The sequence below is a fragment of the Methanomicrobium antiquum genome (assembly GCF_029633915.1).
GTDB lineage: Archaea > Halobacteriota > Methanomicrobia > Methanomicrobiales > Methanomicrobiaceae > Methanomicrobium > Methanomicrobium antiquum.
In genome coordinates this window covers 2,320,164-2,340,783 of the sequence record NZ_CP091092.1, presented here as the reverse complement: position 1 = coordinate 2,340,783, position 20,620 = coordinate 2,320,164, and the positions used below count along the sequence as shown (strand labels likewise).

Annotated in this window: 17 protein-coding genes; 4 read left to right on the top strand and 13 right to left on the bottom strand. The window is 38.4% G+C overall.

Annotated elements, in window-relative coordinates; all coding sequences use genetic code 11:
* Positions 1-88: 88 nt before the first annotated feature.
* The 4 genes from L1994_RS11455 to L1994_RS11440 form a co-directional block, all read right to left on the bottom strand.
* Positions 89-2,638: a PAS domain S-box protein gene (locus L1994_RS11455; protein WP_278099565.1), complete on the bottom strand. Its 2,550-nt coding sequence runs from the start codon at positions 2,636-2,638 to the stop codon at positions 89-91.
* Positions 2,639-2,892: 254 nt separating this feature from the next.
* Positions 2,893-3,474 (bottom strand): hypothetical protein, encoded by a 582-nt coding sequence (locus tag L1994_RS11450; protein WP_278099564.1) that lies wholly within the window; start codon positions 3,472-3,474, stop codon positions 2,893-2,895.
* Between the two features lie 102 nt (positions 3,475-3,576).
* Positions 3,577-6,606 carry a type I restriction endonuclease subunit R gene (locus tag L1994_RS11445; protein ID WP_278099563.1) on the bottom strand — a complete coding sequence of 1,010 codons (3,030 nt, stop codon included), beginning with the start codon at positions 6,604-6,606 and terminating at the stop codon, positions 3,577-3,579.
* Complete coding sequence (locus tag L1994_RS11440; RefSeq protein WP_278099562.1) at positions 6,606-7,328, bottom strand: Fic family protein; 723 nt, start codon at positions 7,326-7,328, stop codon at positions 6,606-6,608. The genes L1994_RS11445 and L1994_RS11440 overlap by 1 nt, the downstream gene beginning before the upstream one ends.
* Positions 7,329-7,581: 253 nt before the next feature.
* Between L1994_RS11440 and L1994_RS11435 the strand changes: the two genes are divergently transcribed.
* A complete protein-coding gene (locus L1994_RS11435) occupies positions 7,582-9,084 on the top strand; it encodes a hypothetical protein (RefSeq protein WP_278099561.1) in 1,503 nt (500 codons plus the stop codon).
* Positions 9,062-9,463: an ASCH domain-containing protein gene (locus tag L1994_RS11430; protein ID WP_278099560.1), complete on the top strand. Its 402-nt coding sequence runs from the start codon at positions 9,062-9,064 to the stop codon at positions 9,461-9,463. Before L1994_RS11435 ends, L1994_RS11430 begins: the two co-directional genes overlap by 23 nt.
* 26 nt (positions 9,464-9,489) lie before the next feature.
* Here L1994_RS11430 and L1994_RS11425 read toward each other — a convergent pair whose 3' ends face one another.
* The 7 genes from L1994_RS11425 to L1994_RS11395 all read right to left on the bottom strand — a co-directional run bounded on the left by L1994_RS11425 (position 9,490) and on the right by L1994_RS11395 (position 16,282).
* A complete protein-coding gene (locus L1994_RS11425; RefSeq protein WP_278099559.1) occupies positions 9,490-10,764 on the bottom strand; it encodes a restriction endonuclease subunit S in 1,275 nt (424 codons plus the stop codon).
* Positions 10,765-10,867: 103 nt separating this feature from the next.
* A complete protein-coding gene (locus L1994_RS11420) occupies positions 10,868-11,152 on the bottom strand; it encodes a hypothetical protein (RefSeq protein ID WP_278099558.1) in 285 nt (94 codons plus the stop codon).
* Between the two features lie 12 nt (positions 11,153-11,164).
* A complete protein-coding gene (locus L1994_RS11415) occupies positions 11,165-11,734 on the bottom strand; it encodes a toll/interleukin-1 receptor domain-containing protein (protein WP_278099557.1) in 570 nt (189 codons plus the stop codon).
* 30 nt (positions 11,735-11,764) lie between these two features.
* The gene (locus tag L1994_RS11410; RefSeq protein ID WP_278099556.1) at positions 11,765-12,148 is read right to left on the bottom strand and encodes a DUF1016 N-terminal domain-containing protein; all 384 of its coding nucleotides are present in this window, start codon (positions 12,146-12,148) and stop codon (positions 11,765-11,767) included.
* Positions 12,149-12,248: 100 nt separating this feature from the next.
* Positions 12,249-13,397, bottom strand: coding sequence for a PDDEXK nuclease domain-containing protein (locus tag L1994_RS11405; protein WP_278099555.1), 1,149 nt, complete (start codon positions 13,395-13,397; stop codon positions 12,249-12,251).
* Positions 13,398-13,401: 4 nt separating this feature from the next.
* Positions 13,402-14,904, bottom strand: a complete 1,503-nt coding sequence (locus tag L1994_RS11400; protein ID WP_278099554.1) for a class I SAM-dependent DNA methyltransferase — start codon at positions 14,902-14,904, stop codon at positions 13,402-13,404.
* A 157-nt stretch (positions 14,905-15,061) separates the two neighbouring features.
* Positions 15,062-16,282 carry a hypothetical protein gene (locus L1994_RS11395; RefSeq protein WP_278099553.1) on the bottom strand — a complete coding sequence of 407 codons (1,221 nt, stop codon included), beginning with the start codon at positions 16,280-16,282 and terminating at the stop codon, positions 15,062-15,064.
* 369 nt (positions 16,283-16,651) lie between these two features.
* On the opposite strand from L1994_RS11395, the gene L1994_RS11390 reads away from it, so the two are divergent.
* Positions 16,652-18,160, top strand: a complete 1,509-nt coding sequence (locus tag L1994_RS11390; protein ID WP_278099552.1) for a transporter substrate-binding domain-containing protein — start codon at positions 16,652-16,654, stop codon at positions 18,158-18,160.
* A gap of 78 nt (positions 18,161-18,238) precedes the next feature.
* Here the strand turns inward: L1994_RS11390 and L1994_RS11385 are convergent, their stop codons facing one another.
* Complete coding sequence (locus L1994_RS11385) at positions 18,239-19,555, bottom strand: serpin family protein (protein WP_278099551.1); 1,317 nt, start codon at positions 19,553-19,555, stop codon at positions 18,239-18,241.
* 92 nt (positions 19,556-19,647) lie between these two features.
* Positions 19,648-19,968, bottom strand: coding sequence for a J domain-containing protein (locus L1994_RS11380; protein ID WP_278099550.1), 321 nt, complete (start codon positions 19,966-19,968; stop codon positions 19,648-19,650).
* A gap of 231 nt (positions 19,969-20,199) precedes the next feature.
* Here L1994_RS11380 and L1994_RS11375 point away from each other — a divergent pair, with 231 nt between their 5' ends.
* Complete coding sequence (locus L1994_RS11375) at positions 20,200-20,616, top strand: MarR family winged helix-turn-helix transcriptional regulator (RefSeq protein WP_278099549.1); 417 nt, start codon at positions 20,200-20,202, stop codon at positions 20,614-20,616.
* The last annotated feature ends 4 nt before the right edge of the window (positions 20,617-20,620 follow it).

Below are 20,620 nucleotides of genomic sequence, written 5' to 3'. Positions count from 1 at the left end.
ACTTAAAAGTTAAAAAATCTATGTGTTGCCATTCAGGAAAAACCCCGGGTTTTTTTAAAAACGTTCATGAACGTTTTCATGGTAAAATTTAGTTCTCAGATTTTAATCTGAACATTCCTTCCGGAACATGAATTTCAAATCTTGCACCTTCACCTTCTTTTCCTGTCTCTTTTATTGTAAGGCCTGTTATTGCCAGAATCTCTCTTGAAAGGAAAAGTCCAAGACCTGAATTTTTGTAATGTTCGCGGCGGAAAATCTTTTCCTTTACATCCTCTGATACTCCAACACCGTCATCCTCACAGAATATAATGAGTTCTTTAGGCCTTACTTCTGAGTGAAATGTAATTTTAGTGATAGTTTCGCCGTGCTTCACAGCATTGTCAATAAGATTGTATATGACCTTTTCAAAGAGCGGATCTGCAAAAATCCCGATACCCTGAATTTCGTCATGAATCTCAATTTCTTCAAAAGACGAGGTCTTTGCAACTGATTTTATAGTATCTCCCAGATCAAACCATTGCGGCAGATTCTCTCCAAGCTCTTTGTAATATCCGGTGAAAGAGATTTGCCTTTTTATAGTATCAACCGCACCTGAGACCTTTCCAATGTACTCTTCTGTCTTTGTTCCCTTTGGTATTTCACCATCCATCTTTATTATCTCAAGATAGCCTGATGCGACAGTTATCTGGTTTAGTATATCATGGCGTGTGATGCTTGATAAGAGATTGAGCTTTCTGTTAATCTCTTTTATTGCATCCTCTGAATTTTTCCTGTCTGTAATATCACGCCCTATTCCCAAAACACCGGTTAAAATTCCATCTGAATCATATACAGGAGTTTTAATGGTCTCTAAGCATGCACGCCTGCCGTCATCGGCGAATGTTATCCACTCCTCATTTACTGAAGGTGAACCCATTTCAACGGCTTCTGTGTCTTTTTTACGGAAGAAGTCGGCGAGTTCTTTGTCTAAAAAATCATAATCTGTTTTTCCGGTTATTTCGATTTCTTTCGCGCCAAAGAAGCGCTCAAACATTTTATTGCATGCAAGATAGACACCATTTATGTCTTTTAGGAAGATTAAATCCGGAATTGTCTGAATAAGTGTACGAAGCTCTCCTTCGCTCTTCTTTAACGCCTCTTTGGATTTTTTGCTCTCAGTAATATCACGTGCAATAGTGCATGAGTAGTCCTCACCCTCAAAGGAGATCAGATTCTTTATGATATCAACAGGGTAGCTGACCCCGTTTGTATCAGTATGTACTGATTCGAGACGGACATAATCCTCTTTCATAAGTTTTGACCAGAGTGCATCCCACATTTTGGGCGTAAACATAGGATTGATGTCAAATATGGTTTTATTTATATCAGAACTTTTTTCTATTCCAAATTTTTCGCATGCCTGAACATTAGCATATATTATCAGACCCTCACGGTTTACAAAATATATCTCATCAGGTGAATGATCGAATGCGAACTGGATTCTTTCAAGGAGTGATTCTGTCTCTTTTCGTCTGGTTATATCATCCAGAATCAGCATTGCACCAACATTTATTCCTTCTTCTGTCAGAGGAATGGCATGAGCCCTGATATATAATTCCTCTCCCCACAACGATTTATAATTGATTTCAAGTTCAGGATAATGTTTGCCGTTTTCTATAATGTCCTTTAGAATTTGTGAAAATCCGGATTTTATAATGTTAGGAGTGTCCAGCAGATTAATCTCCATTGTTTTTTCTGCCGATGGAGAACCAAGCATACTGACCACCTTGTCGTTTACATAAGTAATTGTTCCCTGCCTGTCGCAGGTGATTATTCCAACAGGTGCATTATCGGAGAGATTTCGGTATTTTTCCTCTGATCTTAAAAGAGCATCTTCCATCTCTTTTCTCTCTGTTATATCCCTTGCTACCGAGAGGGCTAAATCGCCGTTTGACTCTGTTTTTATAAGATGGCAGTTGACCTCTACCGGATACTCAGTTCCGTCTTTTCTAAGCTGTGTTGATTCAAATTTATGATCGCCTTTGTTTAAAAGAATTTTAATCTGCTCTTTTGCCTCATTTTTCCCTTTTTCCCCGGCGATATCAATAACAGTCATCCGTAGAAGCTCTTCGCGGCTGTAGCCTAAATGTTCGCATGCACTTTTGTTTACTTCAATAAAACGTCCGGGCATGCCATTTTCATCCACTTTGTGAAGAAACATCAAATCGCCTGAGCTTTCAAAAAGTGTGTGATAGCGGTCACGGCTTATTTTTAGTTTTTCATTTAGAGCCTTTAGTTCCTCGTTTTTCTCACGGACTTTTTCTTTTGCTTCTGTCGCTTTTTCGGAGAGAATTGTTGTGATAGCCGCAATTGCGATGAAAAGAACTACTCTGGCAATTCCATATTCAAACTCAGCAAAACCTGCAAAGCCAAGCAGAAGGCCTAAATAGAAAAATGAGAGGATTAAAGAGAACAGAAATCCCCGCCTGAGATAGAACAGACATGAAAGAATAATTGGGATGTAGAATAAGTTTTGGAAAATAATGTAAAATCCTGATGAGAGAGATAAAAGGCTTATGACAATACACATAATTGTCATTATTGCTATCAGTCCGGATGCAGTCTTTTTATCAGCTCTTATATCCCAGGTCAAATTCACTTTTAGTATTTATCGGGCGCTTTTTTAATAAATATTCTCATAGAACAAAAATTTTTGGGATTATAATTCAGGTTGTATTTTTTTCTAAAATCTGCCGTGTATAAAGAGATGAGCCGGATTGAACTGTTTAGCTAATTTGAAAAATTATTCATATAAATAAATCATGTAAATTAATCCTGTATAATACTCCTTTAGATAAATTCTTCAAATTAATATTAAATACCAATCCTGTTAATTGATCCTCTCAATAAATCCTATTTTCTTTTAAGACTGACACCTTTTGGAAGATGTTTTTTTATGTATTCCTTTGCAGTATCGTAGTTTTCATCAGTGCAAAAAAGCCCCATCGGGCTTATCAGTGACTTTCTGTAAGCGACAATTGTTTTTTGTGAGTCATAGGCTGTGATTTTTTTAACCTCGTCCCATGACATAAACTCTGATTCACGGGAGATATTAATCATGCTTCCGCCAAGAAGTGCGGGTGAGCCTGCCAAAACTCCGCCAATTGCTGTAAGCCTGTTTAGGGATTTTGAGTGTTTTTTTGCCTCATAGTGCATTCCGGAGTCATTAAGAGTAAAACCTGCTTTTAGTCCGCCTCTTGTTGCACCCTGAATAAGTGCCATTGCAATTACTGCCAAAACGCCTAAAATTCCAACAAGGAGCAAAAAGACCATGAATGCATCAAATATCATCTCCGGGTCAAGCACTATTAAAAGCATCATTACCAAAAATGCCGAAATCAAAATTGCGACTGAAAGCTGTTTTAAAACAACGTAGTTTGAAAAGAGAGGAATCTGCCTCTCCCATTCTATTTTTGTGGATTCTTCTTCAGACACTGATAAAACTCTCCTGAAAATTACTCTGATTTTGGTATTGTTATATGTTTGTCAGAAATTTGGGATTTGGTTTTACATGGAAGTTTTCTTTGCAGGTTTTTTTTAGTCAGCCATTTCAGTATTTTCAGTCCACATCTCGCATTGTGCAATAACTGTTGTTACTGCATCCTCCATACCTTCAGGAGGATATTTATGCTTTTTTAAAAGACGCTTGACAAGCCTTCTCATTCCTGCCCTTGCAGTCTCTTTTTTCTGCCAGTCGATTGTTTTGTTGCTGCGCAAAAGATCAGCTAACTCTTTTGTAATTTTGATAAGCTCTTCGTTTTCATAAAAATCCTTTACAGTCTCGGGCTTTGTTAAGGCATCATAAAATGCCATCTCTTCAGTTGTAAGACCAAGCTTTTCACCTTCCTTTTGAGCCTGTGCCATATCTTCTGCAATTTTAAGCAGCTCTTCTATCACCTGCTCGTTTGTAATCATGCCGTTTATGTAGCTGTTCATTGCATCTTTTAGGAGTTTTGAAAATTTTTCTGATTTGACAACATTTGTTCCGGAATAAACCCTCACCTGTTCTGCAAGCAGTTTTTTTAGCATCTCTACTGCAAGATTTTTCTCTTTCATCCTGGCAATGTCAGCAAGAAATGCAGAGTCAAAAAGAGAGTATTTTTCCTGCACATCAGAGAAGAGATTTATCACACCTTCGCTTTTTATGCTCTGCTTTAATAGTTCGTTTATCCTGTCGTTTATCTCTTTTAGGGATAGTTTTCCTTTTCCTTCAATTCTTGTCAGAAGTGTTCTTACTGCTTCAAAATATGCCGCTTCAAATCTCTGGCTTTGATTAAGCATACTTTTACAAAGAGACATTGCATGACGAAGAAGGAGGGATTCTTTGATAAATGACTTTTTTGCTTCCGCTTTTGAGGGTAAAGTTAAGAAGTTGACTCCGCCGCTTATTAATCTGGCACGGTTTAAGTCTGTACCGCCTTCAAATCCGGAATAGTCATAGCCGTAAAATAAGTCACGGCAGACCTCTGTTTTTTCAAGGAATTTGGGATAGGCTGTTTTTGTGATATCAGGATTTTTGTAGTTTTTAAGATCGCGGCTTGTGTAATCTTTCATTGCACGTTTAAGTGCACCGGCAATTCCGACATAATCAACAATGAGTCCGCCCTGCTTGTCTTTGTAGACGCGGTTTACACGGGCGATTGCCTGCATTAAATTATGCCCGCTCATTGGTTTGTAGACATACATTGTGCAAAGGGATGGAACGTCAAATCCTGTAAGCCACATGTCAACAACGATTGCGATTTTTAAGGGGTTGTCGTTGTCCTTGAATTTTGCAGCCATCATCTCTTTGTGTTTTTTGTTGCCGATTATCTCCCGCCATTCTTCAGGATCGTTGTTGTCGGATGTCATGACAACCCCAAGCTTTTCATTCCATAACGGGCGAAGTTCAAGAATTTTTTTGTAGATTTTCATCGCAATTGGCCTTGAATAGGCTACTATCATTGCTTTTCCGGTCTGCTCATACTGCCGGTATTTTTCGTAGTGGCTTATGATATCCTCAACTAGAGATGTGATCGTTTCAGGAGCGCCAAGTATGCTTTCGAGCTGTCCGAGTTCATGCTTGCTTTTTTCAACAAGATATTCTTCAGCTTCTTCTGCAACGCAGTCATACTCTTCATCTATATCTGAAAGAATTTTTTCGTTGAGGTTTAGTGATATAACACGGCTTTCGTAGAATATTGGAACAGTTGCTTTGTCCTGTACGGACTGTGTCATGTCGTATATGTCGATGTAACTGCCAAATATCTCCCGTGTGTTTCTGTCTTCAAGAGAAACCGGGGTTCCTGTAAATCCGATATATGTTGCATTCGGAAGACTGTTTCTGACTTTTCGTGCAGTTCCAATCCTGACTTTTCCCTTCTCTGAAACCTTTTCCTCAAGCCCGTACTGACTCCGGTGGGCTTCGTCTGCGATTACAACGATATTTCTTCTTTCTGAGAGAGGCTCGTCATATTCTTCAAACTTCTGCATCGTTGTAAAAATTATGCCGTTTACCTCCCTGTTTTTTATGAGTTTTTTAAGATCCTCTCTGCTTTCGGCCTGAAGGGGAGTCTGCCGGAGGTAATCTCTGCATGCTGAAAACTGACTGAAGAGCTGGCCGTCAAGATCGTTTCTGTCTGTTATTACAACAATTGTCGGGCTGTCAAGCGTCTCCTGGAGCTGTTTTGCATAAAATACCATTGATAAAGACTTTCCGCTTCCCTGCGTATGCCAGAATACTCCGCCTTTTCCATCTGTCACAGATGCCTCTTTTGTTGACAGTAGTGCTTTTTTGACTGCGAAATACTGGTGGTATGCTGATAGTATTTTTTTGTCGTTTGGAATTTCCTTTGAGAAGCAGATGAAGTTTTTGAGGATGTCTAAGAATCGTGTTTTATCAAATATTCCTTCGAAGAGAACGTCGAATGCTGCATACTGAGTGTTTTCATAGCTTCCGTCAACACTCTTCCACTCCATGTATCGGTCTTCATCAGCAGTTATTGTGCCTGCTTTTGATGTGGCCTGATCGCTCATGACGCAGAATGCGTTGTAGACAAAAAGAGAGGGGATGTCGTAGAGATAATTTCTAAGCTGTCTGTAAGCCTGTGATACATCGGTCTCTTCTCTTGAAGGGGATTTAAGTTCGATGACAACGAGCGGAAGTCCGTTTACAAATATAACAATGTCAGGGCGTTTTTCAACTTCGTCAATGACAGTCCACTGGTTTATGACTTGGAAGGTGTTTTTATCAGGATTATTGTAATCAATCAGATAAACAAGAGTTGAGCGTTCTTCTCTTCCGTCATAATAATTAACCGGGATTCCGTTTTGGAGATAGTCGGTGAAGATGAAATTTTTCTGAATTAATGTTCCTGTTTCTATGTTTTTTAGTTTGAAGACGGCTTCTTTTATGGCATCTTCAGGAAGATTTTGGTTGGTTGTTTTAAGGGAAGAGAGGAGCTGCTCTTCATACATGGGGTTATGATAGTCCCGGATTATGTCAGGCCCGTATTGATATTTATAGCCGAGGCTGTCTTTAAAAATTTCAATTATTGAATTTTCAAAGTTGGCTTCGGTGAATGTCATTAGGATTTCTCCTTTTGGGAGAGGACTGTTTTATATTTCTGATTAGGGGATGTTGGTTTATCAGGATTCGTTTTAATCAGCTTTTTTTCGTTTAACAGTTTTTTGATATAATTATCATATAGTGTTTTACTGTTTTTTCTTCCTAATATGATACAAAGTTCATCTAATGTAAAATCTTTCTGAGAACAGATTTCACGAATTAAATCTTTCATTATCTCCGGCCGGGTTCGTTTTCCCAATTTTAAAAGTGCCATTTTGGTTTCTTCAGATAATGATGACAATAATAAATCTCTTTCAGTTAAAGCTTCACTTCTAAGAGTGTCAGACTTCACTTCTAAAGAGTCAGCTTCACTTCTAAGAGCATCAGGCTTCACTTCTAAGGGTCCAGCTTCATGTTTAGTGATGGAAACTTCATGTTTAAGAGTCCCAGACTTCCCTTTTAAGGAGTCAGCTTCATGTTTAGTGATAGAAGCTTCACCTTTAAGAGTCCCATACTTCCCCTTTAAAGAGTAAGCTTCATGTTTAAGAGTCCCATACTTCCCCTTTAAGGAGTCAGCTTCATGTTTAGTGATAGAAGCTTCACCTTTAAGAGTCCCGGGCTTCACTTCTAAGGAGTCAGCTTCAAAGGTTACTTTTTCTATGAGTTTGTCAGTCCCCGGGTATTCACAGAGTTTTGCCTCACTTATTTTTTTTAGACGACTACTCTGCAAATCCGCTGACATTTCTAAAATTCCCACGCTTTATTATTTTATAGAATGTTTTTAATTATTATAAATGGTATGTGTTTTTGTTTTTGGTATTTTTGAGAGATTTCACACCAGATTTATGAAAATAAAATTCAAACTGAATCATGATTATGGATATTTTAAATTTTTTACTTCCACACTACTCAGAAAAGGTTTATATTTACATGAAATTTCATTGTAATAGAGATATTTATAATTATTAGGATTGTGAAGGGCAATGCGGGTTTTATTGGATACAAATATTTTCATTTATCGTGAAGATGACACAAATGTTTCTCCGGACATCAGTAATCTAATGAAAATTCTTAGTCAAACTCATACTGATGTATTACTTCATCCCGGTTCATTGGATGATATTAATAGAGACAAGGATCAAAAGAGAAAAGAAAAAATTCTTTCAAAAGTTAAAGCATATCCGATTCTTCAAAATGCTCCAATTCCTAATGAGAAAGATGATTTTTTTCAAAAAATTGGAGAGCCAAAGCGAATTAACGACAAGATCGATAACCTGATCTTATATTCCGTATACAAAAATGCAGTAGGATTTTTAATAACAAATGATTTCAAAATTCATTCTAAAGCTCAAAAAATAGATATATCTGAAAGAGTTCTTTATCCGGATGAAGCCATTGAATATTTTAAGAAAGATTTGCCTTCAACATTTGAGATTTCTAAACCAATTCCTTTGTTGAAAGGTTATGTTAGTGATCTTGATATTAATGATCCACTTTTTGATAGTTTAAAGAAGGATTATGAATTTAATAAGTGGTTTACTAAAATTGCACAACAGGGGAGGGAATGTTTCTATAGCAAAAAAAGTGACGGGAAATTAGGCGCAATAATGATATATAAATTTGAAGAAGAGCCAATTGCCTCAATCCCACCATATCCTTCTCAAAAACGCTTAAAAATTGCAACATTAAAAGTATCACACGAAGGACACAAGATTGGTGAATTGCTATTGAAAACTGCATTTAAAATTGCAGCAGAAAATAATCTTTCTGAAATATATCTTACACATTTTACAGAAGCAGAAGACAAACTGGTCTTGTTAATATCACAATTTGGGTTTAAACATGCCGGAATAATCCCTCAAAATAAAAATGAAGATGTTTTCATAAAAAAATTACATCCTGCTGCTGAAGAATCTAAAAAACTTACACCCCTTGAAATCTCAGAAGATTTTTATCCTTCCTTTTATGACGGAGATAAGGTTGGAAAATTTGTTATTCCTATCAGGCCGGAATATCACAATCGCTTATTCACGGATTTCTATATTGCCGGGAACAGACAGGCAACAATCACGGAAATAGAAGGAGAGTTCATAGTTGAGGGAAATACTATAAAGAAAGCATATCTCACAAATAGCGGAATACAAAAGCTAAATCTGGGAGATATTATTCTTTTCTACAGGTCAGGTGATCTAAAAGCAATTACATCTCTTGGAATAATTGACGATGTCTTTTATTCTTTAAGTGATTCTGAGGAAATACAGAAAATTATCGGTAAAAGAAGTGTTTATTCCAAAAATGAAATTGAATCATCTCAAAAACCGCTTACTATAATTCTTTTCAGGCACCATCTTAATATAAAGAATCCTGTAAAATTATCTGAGTTAATAAATTCTGAAATTTTGAAAAGTCATCCTCAATCTATACAACAAATAGACGATAAAAAATTTATAAAATTCAAGAAGCTTGGTGAGATCAATGAATGTTTTACTGTCCATTAAACCATTATATACATCAAAGATTATTGAAGGATCTAAAAAATATGAATTTAGAAAATCAATATTCAAAAATAAGTCCGTAGATTCGGTTTATATTTATTCAAGCCATCCTGTAAAAAAGATAATCGGCAAATTCACAATTGCAGATATTTTAGAAGACCACCCGGATAATTTATGGGACACCGTTAAGGACAAATCCGGACTTATCGAATCAGAATTTTTCAATTATTTCAAAGGGAAATCAAAAGGATTTGCAATAGAGATTGACGAATTCACACAATTCAAAAACCCGATTGACCCAAAACTTCACTATGAGAATTTCACTCCTCCGCAGTCATTTTGCTATATCAATAATGAGATTGAGGAGTTTTGTGAGTATTGAATGGATTGATTGCGACTAATTATCTTTTATACCTCGATCTCTCCGTTCATTAGTTTAGGTAGAAGGGCATCACGAATATCTTTCAGATTTTCTGTTTCTTTGGTTAGATTTTCAATTTTCTTATAAATGGGATTAACTATGGAATCATAACAATTCAAAATTACTTTTAATGGGATCAAAAAACCAATATTTCGGAAATTTCTCTTGTTGATTTCTTGGAAAGTACTCCCATTTGCCCTTCCTTTAACTATTTCCATATTTTCACGTAGCCATTGTAATAGATAGATATTGGAAATATCTTCATCACAAACTAAGGCAATAAACCCTTGATTTACAGAAACAGGTATTAAAGAGATGGCGAGATAACCTACTGGAGCACGAGAAGATAAAAGAAGTGTCCCTATCGGCAACTGTTTAGAGCTAATACTCTGTACTCCCTCGTCTGTAATGTGCCGTTCAGTATCTAATAATAATGTTGAATTTAGATTTGAGAGATCTTTAGGAGTGCAAAAGGGATTTTTACCATTTTTCCAATATTTAGGATTCTTTGTATTAGGCGTACTTCCACCTAAAATTTTCACTACATCTCCAATTGTCCCAACACTCCAACCCTCCGGCACAAGCCCCATCTCAGACTCAATCATCTTCCCACCGGATGATTTATACGGCCTGCCCTCAGCGTCCGGAAACTCAAACTCCACAAACCACCTGTGAAAGAGGGCACGGGCAATCTCTTCAAGCACTTCGTTCATGCGGGTGTTTAGTTCGATTTTGTCGTCGAGGGAGGAGAGGATTTTAACAATTTTATTCTGAATTTGTAAAGAGGGAAGTGATATTCTCATAGATTTTAAGGATGTTAAAGGACGACTAATTGCTGGAACACCTGTTGTAGAAGTATTTTTAAGAAGCTCATGTTGACCAAATGGAGAAATAAAATAATAATAAACATACATAGGATTAGCTTTTTCAGGGTTACAAGACATCTTCATTTGACTCTGAGAGATAACATAACGTGAATATTTTACATCCTTAGGGATTATTGCAACCTGCCCCAAGGTACCTCTATGTGTGAAAACAATATCACCTGGAAACGCATTTGAATTTTTCAATTCATCTGCTTTTTCATCAGTGAGAAAAACAAATCCTTCATCATGGAATTTACAATCAACAAGATTTCCTCCACGAATAACTGGAATTCCTGATTTAACAAAATTTGAGCTTTTAATGTCTGAACCAAAAGGTCCCATTGAAAAATTATCACCAATTTCTTTCAGATAAAAAGTATCATATAGATTTTTCATTCTGTAAACCCCGCATTATCCTCTCCCCGAAGTAGCCTGAACTTATCCTCAACAATTTTCTCAAGTTCTGTAGTTGAAGGAAGAACTACTTCATATTTTATATTCATCTAAAAAACTCCGTAAACTCAGCAACCAATGATCCCGCGACATCTCCGATAATTATTCCCGGAAGGGCACTGGCAAAGGAAGTCATCGCTCCTGATAGTAAATCAACACTTTCTTTTGCAGATTCAGGTCGGTAAAATATCAACGCTAATAATGGCACTAACACAATAAACGAACCGATATCAGAATATATTTTGTAAATATCAATTCCCCAAATCTTCGTTGTAATGAACCCAACAAAGGCAAATATTACACAAAAAAAGAACAAAACCGAATAATCCATCTTAACCCTCCTTTAATAATCATACCTGTTATCTTCATCAGATTTTAATGCAAGATACCCGATACCCAATAACAATAAAGCTCCGAGAATGTTGTTGTTCCTCTCAGTAATCTTCAGTTGAATCAGATTTACTAAAAACTGATGCAGTTTATTATATTCCTGGTATTTTTTATTCTCATCTGAAAAATCGAGATAATGGATATTGTTTGCAATCATACCTGAGGGTTTTATGTCATCGAGCAATATTGGAACAGGGATTTTTCCGGTAGCAAGTGCTGCCCCAATCTCTTGCTGAACATATACGGAATTAATTGAATTCCTGCTGTAAAAAACCAGAAAAACATTGCACTGAGTAATTGCATTAATAATCTTTTGATTTATGATATCTCCCGGACCGATGCTATAATCTGCAAAAAAAATACGAACTTCCTGAATAGCCCTGAGATTATTTACTACAGATTCAACTTTCCCTCTATCTGCAACGCTGTAACTAATGAAAACCGATAAAAGGCTTTGATTTGAATTTTCAGATGAAGCCATTCTCATTTCCTTTTTTGTCAGAATTCTGCTATATTCATCCATTGTCATATCTCTATCAACTACCAGATCAATTTATTCAAAAACTTTCTTAATCCCGCCGTATTTGTCAAGCAGTGTTACATTATGGTACCATGTAATTTGTGCAGCGGCCTGCTGCACGAAATTCTCTTCAGGCCATGCCCTGGCAAAAGAACGCATATACTTCAGATTCCGGGAAGAAAGTCCTTTCATATCCGGAAATTCCTTCTTAAGATCGGCAGACAGGCGGTCAATAACCTTCGCACCCCAGCCTTCCTCTTCCTGCCGCCTTAGAATATCCCTGCCGATACTCCAGTACAGAAGAATGAGCTCACGGTTAACTGAAAGGGCGGCCTTTACCCGTGCCTCACGGATGCGTGTCTTCAGATCTGATAAAAATCCGGAATAATCATCCGGCAGATTCCTGCGTTCACTCATAACCAAGACTCCGCAGGTTCTTCCTTATTTCTTCCTCTGCCTTCCTGCTCTTTGCAAAAAGACCGGAAAACTCCCCGGTCAGATGACAATATCTGAACAATCATCTCTGCTCACCACCCTGACCCTTTAGCAGTTTCATTTCTTCCTCAACAAACTTCTCCAGTTCGTTGGTTGAAGGAAGAACTACCTCATATTTTGAAACAAAAAGATCGTTTGCCATCCCTGCCGTTGCGTAACGTACAAGCTCGTCATTCTTCTCAGTGCAGAGTAAAATTCCAACCGGCGGATTGTCGCCCTCGCAGAGTTCATTTGTCTTAAACCAGTTAAGATAAGTATTGAGCTGACCGACCGCCTCATGGCTCATCCGCTCTGTTTTAAGCTCAACAAGAATATGGCACTTTAAAATCCGATGATAAAAGACAAGATCAACAAAAAAATACTCATCTCCAATCAGAATACGCTTCTGGCGGGACTCAAAACAAAACCCCCGTCCAAGTTCAAGGAGAAATGATTCAAGCTTATCAAGAAGGGCTGATTCAAACTCTGACTCGTCCATGACCTCAGCCGGTTTAAGACCTAAAAATTCAAAGACATAAGGATCGCGGATAGCCATTACAGGAGATGATATCTCTGCTCCTTCGTTTGCAATACGGCTTAAAGCCTCTTTGTTCTCTGAAAGTCCCGAACGCTCATAATAAAGTGAACCTATCTGCCGTTTTAACTCACGAACTGACCAGCAGCCTTTGATGCATTCAATCTCATAAAAAAGGCGTTTTAATGGATCGTCAATCTCCATAATCTCTGAAATATGAGAAAATGAAAGCGAGGTAATCAGTTTTTCAGGTGGTGTTCTGAATTGGGGGGACAGTGTACCCTCAATTCCTGATATAAAATGGTTTTCATCACTATCTGACGGAGAGCATACTGACAGATATTGTTCTCTTATAGCCTCAGGCAAAAGTGAGCCAACATCAGAGTAACGACTGTAAAACAGGACATATCTTGAGAGCTCTCTCTTCCCGCAATTCTTAAGACCGGTATTCTTCAGCTCCTTTGAAAGATTCAAAAGTAGTTTGTCCCCATAGCCTGCACGATTTGAGCCATGCAGTTCAAATTCCGATATATACGCACCGATGCACCAGTTGCGAAGAGTAAGACTCACATTAACAGCCTTAACAGCAGATGAGACAAAACGCGAGTCAACATCACGAATAGACCCGACAAGTACATCAAATGAAAAATCCCCCATATATCTAAACCTCAAAACCAACACTCTTCATCTGCCGGCGAATCTCCTCTTCGGCATCACGGCTTTTTCCAAACAGTTCTGAAAGCTCCCCTGTAAGCCGCTCCATCTTCTCCTCAAACGGCTCGCCGTCGTCTTCTACATCCGCAATCCCCACGTATCTTCCCGGTGTTAAGATGTAATCATGCTTTGCGATGTCATCCGTTGAAACAACAGCACAAAATCCTTTGACATCTTCAAGAGTTCCGGCCTCAAACTGAGAAACAGTCTTTCCGATAAGCTCAATCTCCTCCTGAGTCAGCTCACGAAGTTTTCTCGTTCGCATCGTCCCCATATTTCTGGCGTCAATGAAAACCGTTTTTCCTGTCTGTTTTTTGTCCTTGTTGATAAACCACAAAGAGACCGGAATCTGTGTTGTATAGAAAAGCTGCGGAGGCATTGCAACGATACACTCGACAAGATCATCCTCGACGATATTCTTCCTTATCCCTCCTTCTCCTCCTGACTGCGAAGACAAAGAACCGTTTGCAAGAACAAGACCAAGCCTTCCCTTAGGAGAAAGATGATAGATCATATGCTGCATCCATGCGAAGTTGGCATTTCCCGAAGGCGGAATACCATATTTCCAGCGTGCGTCATCAGAAAGCTTATCCGCCCCCCAGTTTGAGAGGTTGAAAGGCGGATTTGCCATGATGAAATCGGCTTTTAGTGTCGGGTGAAGATCGTTGTAAAAAGTATCAGCGCTGAACTTTCCAAGATCTGCCTCAATACCACGGATTGCAAGGTTCATCTGGGCCATCTTCCAGGTAGTCGGGTTTGAATCCTGACCGTAGACAGAGATATTATTGATATTCCCGCGATGATTCTCGATAAAATGTGCAGACTGAACAAACATCCCGCCGCTGCCACAGCAGGGATCATAAACTCTTCCCTGGCAGGGTTGTAAAACTTCAACAATTGTTTTTACAACGCAGGCGGGAGTATAAAATTCACCGGCTAATTTTCCTTCCTGCTCGGCAAACTTTGAAAGGCAGTATTCATATGCCCTTCCGAGAATGTCCTTGTGGTCGCCATGATCTGCCATCTGAATGTTTGTGAACAGATCAACAACCTCGCCAAGCCGGCGCTTGTCAAGCTCAGGTCGTGCAAATGTCTTTGGAAGAATATCTTTTAAGCGTTTGTTCTCCTTCTCAATAGCCCGCATTGCATCATCAATTGTCGTTCCAACCTCTGGTGTGTGAGCTTTTTTTGCAATTTCATCCCAGCGGGCTTCAGGAGGAACGAAAAATACACCTTCGGCAAGGTACTCATCTCTATCCTCTTCAAACCCGTCGCCTTCCTCTAACAGCGACTTATATTTCTGTTCGAACTTATCGGAGATGTATTTTAAAAAAATAAGACCTAAAACAACGTGTTTGTACTCTGATGCATCCATATTTCCACGAAGGACACATGCGGCGTTCCATATTTTCTGCTCAAATCCAATATCTGCCGAATTTATATCTGCCATTTATTTCAAAATCTCCCAATTCCTGCAAAAAACACCAATAGTAATTTTTAATTACAGTTAGAGATGCATAAACCAATCGAAAAATTATCCGGCAAAATCACTGCCCGAAAAAAAAGAGTTAGAAGATACCTAAATTAATAAAACCCTCAAAAAACCATCACACCTTATCATCAGCCCTGTCAAAAATTTCAGGCAGAACAGATACATTGGGATTTACCATGCAGACCGGAAAGAAGCCAAAAAGCGACCTGTAATCAATCCTAACCGCCCTGATTTTAAAAATCTCCATATCGAGTGCAAAAAGTCTCTCTTTAAAATCACCTGAAATATCATGGGCGGTTCCGGACTCCGCAATTTCAGCCTTAAGCTGAGCTATTGCCGGAATAATACTCTCCCCTGTATTTTTAACAACAGAGCCTAAATAATCCTCAACAAGCCTTCGGCTGTATAAACCCTGAAAAAATCTTACAAAAATCATCTGTGATATAAAAACAATCAAAAATGAAACAGCTTTTATCTGAATATCCCCCTCAGCCGACATGAAACTCTTGTAAGTAAAGCCCGGAAGAAGAATAGCCGCTGTAAATAAAATTCCTGCAACTATAATCAAAACTACCGCAATAAGTAAAAACTTAAGCCCTGAAATTTTACCTTTTCCGTATCTCTCCTTAAAGCCTGAGCGAAGAGCCGTCATCCTAGAGAAAAATCCGGTTGAATATGGCTCAACATGGACAATTGCAAAATAAAAAATAATAATTGCCGCAGACTGTATTATCACAGCAACTGAAGGGAAAATTGCAAAATCACCTGAAAAGAACCATCCGGAAAAGGCAAAAACTGACGAAAGAATAAAAAGCAAGAAAAATCCGGGAGCAAGCGGCTGGCAGTTGATGAAGAAAATATTCCATACAAATTCATAAAGATACTTTCTCTGGCGTGAAACTGCCTTTATCTTCTCTTTGGAAATTAAGGCCTCCTTCTCTTTTTTCTCTCCCAAAAGCGCCTTTTCCTCTTCTATTTTTTTTCTCTCGGTAATTTTTAAGCTAAAAGCATAATCCTTAATCTTTCTTAAATCCTTAAAATCGGTTGGAAGCATCAGCAAAAACGGATTTACCATCAGAAATATAAACGAGCACATTATCCAGTAGATAAAATATTCAAAGGCAAAAACAGACAAAAGGACAAGATTCAGTATTATTGCAAGGACAAGAATCAGCGATGAATATTTAGGCATCCACTTCGTTTTTTTCAAAACCAAAAGATCTTCTCCTGCCCTTTTAATCATCTCCTCTGCTTCATTCTGATAAAGATTCAGCTTCTTATAAAAGTCAGATCCCGGATAATCTGAATTATCGCCAACAGCGATTTTACAACTCATAACTTCTTCACTCCTGTCCATCCTTATATAAGTTACAGTATTAATCCTTATAAATCCGATGAAAAAAAAGACAAAGCCAATGGCAAAACGGCTGAAAAATAACAGCGATTTTTACATGAAATTTACTTCGTAATTTACATGAAACCGTGCATGAAATATAATTTCATGGACGTTTTTAGCAGAAGTAACCTCTGACTAAATGTTAATTAAAGATCTGTAAAATGACTGTTTTTAAAGATAGATGAAACGTGGGGATTATAATATATATACAGAATTCATTACTACTTGTCCAGAATCAAACCGTCAGGTTCTGATGAAACATCAGATTCTGATGAAAATAACTTAAAATTTATCATTGGTGGGGGAAAGATGAAGAAAATTATATACACTGTTTTTGTATTGTTGCTTTTAACAGGTTTTTTAGTTGCATGCGGAAGCACAGAAAATCTGACTGAAAAAAATTCTGCAATGGAAAATTCTCCCGGGGAAAAGCCTATTGATTCAGATTTAAGAATAATAACAGAAGAATTTCCGCCGTTTAACTATAAAGGACCTGATGGCAGGGCGGCCGGATGGGCAACTGATGTTGTAAACGAAATTTTAGCAAAACTAAACCAGACATCCGAAATTGAAATTCTGCCATGGAAAAGAGGTTATGAAATTGCACAAAAAGGGCCGTTTGTAGCGCTTTATTCAGCCGCAAGAACTGATGAACGCGAAAATTTATTCAAATGGGCAGGGCCTGTTGCATATTTTGATTACACTCTTTATGCATCAAACAAATCAGGCATTACAATAAAAAGCCTTGAGGTGGCAAAGAAAACAGGCACCACAGGTGTCGTAGAAGACGACTCACGAAATCAGTTCCTAAAGGAAAACAATTTTGAAGATATAAAAGTCTTCAGAACCGATGCCGAATGTCTAAAAAGCTTAATCTCAGGCGAAATCAGCCTCTGGCTTGGAAGCAGTACAAACGCGGAGGCTATTGCAAAAGAGGAGGGTCTGGACCTGCTCACATTTACACCGGTATATCAGGTCAGGACTGTTGAGATGTATATCGCTTTTAGTCCTGACGTTCCTGATTCTTTAGTAGATGATTGGCAGTCTGCACTTGATGAGATAAAAGCGGACGGCACTTTCGATGAAATCAGGCAGAAATACAACATAACTGCTACATCAAAAGAGAGTGTCCCAGATTCCCCGGCTGCTGTTGCACAACAGGCTCTTCATACAATAATTTCTGATACAGACGGCATGATAAGGCCGGTTCTTTTGTCATATGAAGTTCTTAGAGAAACATCAGAGGTAAAATCAGGCGAATGGGGAAAAATAAGCCCTCTTCTTGCAGCACTTGAAAAAAACCAGCCTGATGCAAGGACATGGTATGCACTTCCTGACGGGTCATATTATACTGTTGTCGACGGCCTAACCTCTGCAAGTCTTAAAAGCCGGCCATATTTCCCGGATATAATTGCCGGCAATGTGTCGGTCGGATACGTTGTTGTAAGCCACTCGACAGGAAAAAATACAGGAATTGTTGCAGTTCCTGTAATAATTAAGGGCAATACAAAAGGAATTTTAGGTGCTTCGTTATATCTTGATGCACTTACCGATAAAACAAGGGAAAAAATCCCGGAGCCGTTTTTGTTCTTCGCAATCGACAATGAAGGAAAATTTGCCATTCATTCAGAGAAAGGAAAAATATCACAGAGCATATCTGCATATGACAGGAATAAATCATTAAAGACAGCTTTGGAGGAGATTTTCAACAGTAGTAGTGGTTCCTGTAGTTATGAAGAGGACGGAGTTTATTATAATGCAGTATTTCAACAATCACCCTTCACCGGATGGCATTTTGCAGTTGCATGGCCTGCGTGAAAAAATTATTTTTTATTCTTTTTTCCCGAAAGGGATGTTTAAAGATTACAAACTTTTATCTCTGCACGGTTTTTTGTTTTAATTTGCCGGATTTGAAACCTTTCCCATAAAGAGAATGTTTCCGGACTCTTCATCCTCGATTATGAACATAAACGGATGATCTGCTAAAAATTCAGGTACCTCAACATCTGTTGGTCCTGCTGAAGTAGTTCTGAATACAATGCCTGTTGCGGCGGCGGCCTCTGTTCCCTCCTCATTTACATCAACATATGCCTTGTGCACAACATCGCTTATGAAAAGGTCATCTGTTCCGTCCATTCCTGAAAAATCGGCTTCATCTGAGAAGGCTTTAGGCATTCCCATCTTTTCAAGTGCATCGTTAAGTGAGTACTCAGTCTCAAGCTTAAATTTCGGAAGATAGACATGAACCTGCTGTGACTTAAACGACTTTTCAATCTCAGCTAATTTATCAGCATCAACAAATTCTCCGGGTTCTAAGGCTGAGTTATCTTTTGGAAGCAGAACAGTCATGAAAAGCTTCTTTTTTCCCTCACTTTCATATGGCATTTTTAAGGCTTTGAGTGTGTCAGACTCATAATACATAAAGACAGCTTCTTCATCAGTCCTCTGCATCATGTCGACCTCTACAACTCCTGAGGGGGAGTAAAAGTCAGCCTTTTGTGTTTTTTCCTTGTCAAACTCGTATACCCAGTCTCCTTTGAAGTACACTGCATTTGTAATTACAAGCTTTGTAAGCGGGCTTATCATACCTTCCGGGATTAAGTCTTTTATTTTTTGGTTTGTTTTATCCTCAGTCCAGGAATTTATTGTAAGGCGTGACTCTTCAGGACTGTTTTTGAAATCAAGGTTTGTTGTGTTTGCCGAGTAGTACTCCTCTGCTGTTTTAAGGTATGATTCAAGGAAAGGATACGTCTTTTCGGCCCAGAGAGCATTTGCAGTGCTTAAGGAGTATCCGCTGCCTTCGTAATTGATGCCTTCATTCAATGAGTAAAATCCCTGCCTTAGTGTATCCATACTCTTTGGAAATGAGAAGACGTCTTTAATCTCATCAGCAGTGTTTCCTTTTGCACCTTCAAGAACAAGGGCAAATGCGGATGAAACAGAATACGGCGAGAAGAAAATGTTTTCATCATCTAAACTCTCAGCTGAAAGCAGCCGGTACAAAGAGAATGCAAATGCGTTGTTTGAATCAGCAACAATTTCCTGCGGGCTCTTAGTGCTATTTGAAACAACATCTGTTGTCTCACCGGGCGCTGGTGTAGGAGTCTGAGTCTTTTCCCCGGGCTGTTGGAATGAGTCTGTGCAACCCGAAATTGCCGCACAGGATATCAAAGCCACGATGACTCCGATAACTAAAAATATCTTTTTGTTCATTCGGCATTATTAGTCAGAAAAGGTATTAAAATCCGCGTTGGCTTCGAATTTTTTTGAAGTTATCAAAAATCATTAAAATAAACCACCGACATTCAGCCCCAGATAGGATCGTCTCTGAATCTCTCATTCCAGAAGTCTTCGTAGCTTATCTTTGAAAAATGCAGACTTTCTGATATATCCTCATCTGCAAATGAAATAGAGTAATTCATGCAGTACGAAACAAGAACAGAATATGCCTTATTAAGCCTTAGTGTTTCTTCGTTTGAGACAGCCGGGCTTTTTTCTGAGATGTCAGGATGAATTTTTTTAATCTGGTCGCGGTACATCTGCCTTATTTCATTAAAAGAAGCTCTTTCACAGATTCCCAAAATTTCTGCCGCCTCTTTAACATCAGCCGGTTTTATCTGTGCCATAATAATTTTAGTTATGCATTCGTTGTGATAATTTTTTCCTGTGATTTCCGCCTGTTTAGCAAAACCTTTCTGAAATTTTTATTTCGTGTAAGGATTATTCTAGATTTCATTGCATTTTTGTGTCATTTCTTTTTGCACGGGGAGAGAATTTCCGGATGAAATAAATATATTAAGATCTTCAAACAATATTAATTGCTAATAATTTGATATTCAAACTTTAAGGTACTCTAAATGAATTTGACTGAAGAGTTAAATGAAAACCTTGTCGAGTTCTTCGACCGGTTCACATCCTGGGAAAATTCCGTAATCCAACAGGGCTCTCTTACTGTTGCAGGTGCACATGCAATTGAAAAGCTGGGCCACAACGGGAGCATGAGCATGAAGGATTTGTCAAAATCTCTTGGAGTGACAACCGGCACAATAACAGTGACCGTTGACAGGCTTGAAAAAGGAGGCTATGCTGTTCGCGACAGAAGCGAAAGCGACAGAAGATCATACATCATCCGCCTGACAGAAAAAGGAAAAGAGGCATTTTTTGATCATCACAGCCATCATATGAGTCTCTCTGATGAGATAGCTTCAATCCTCTCTGAAGACGAAGTAAAAAGCCTTGTTCGGATACTTGAGAAGATAAACAAAACAATTTAGGTTT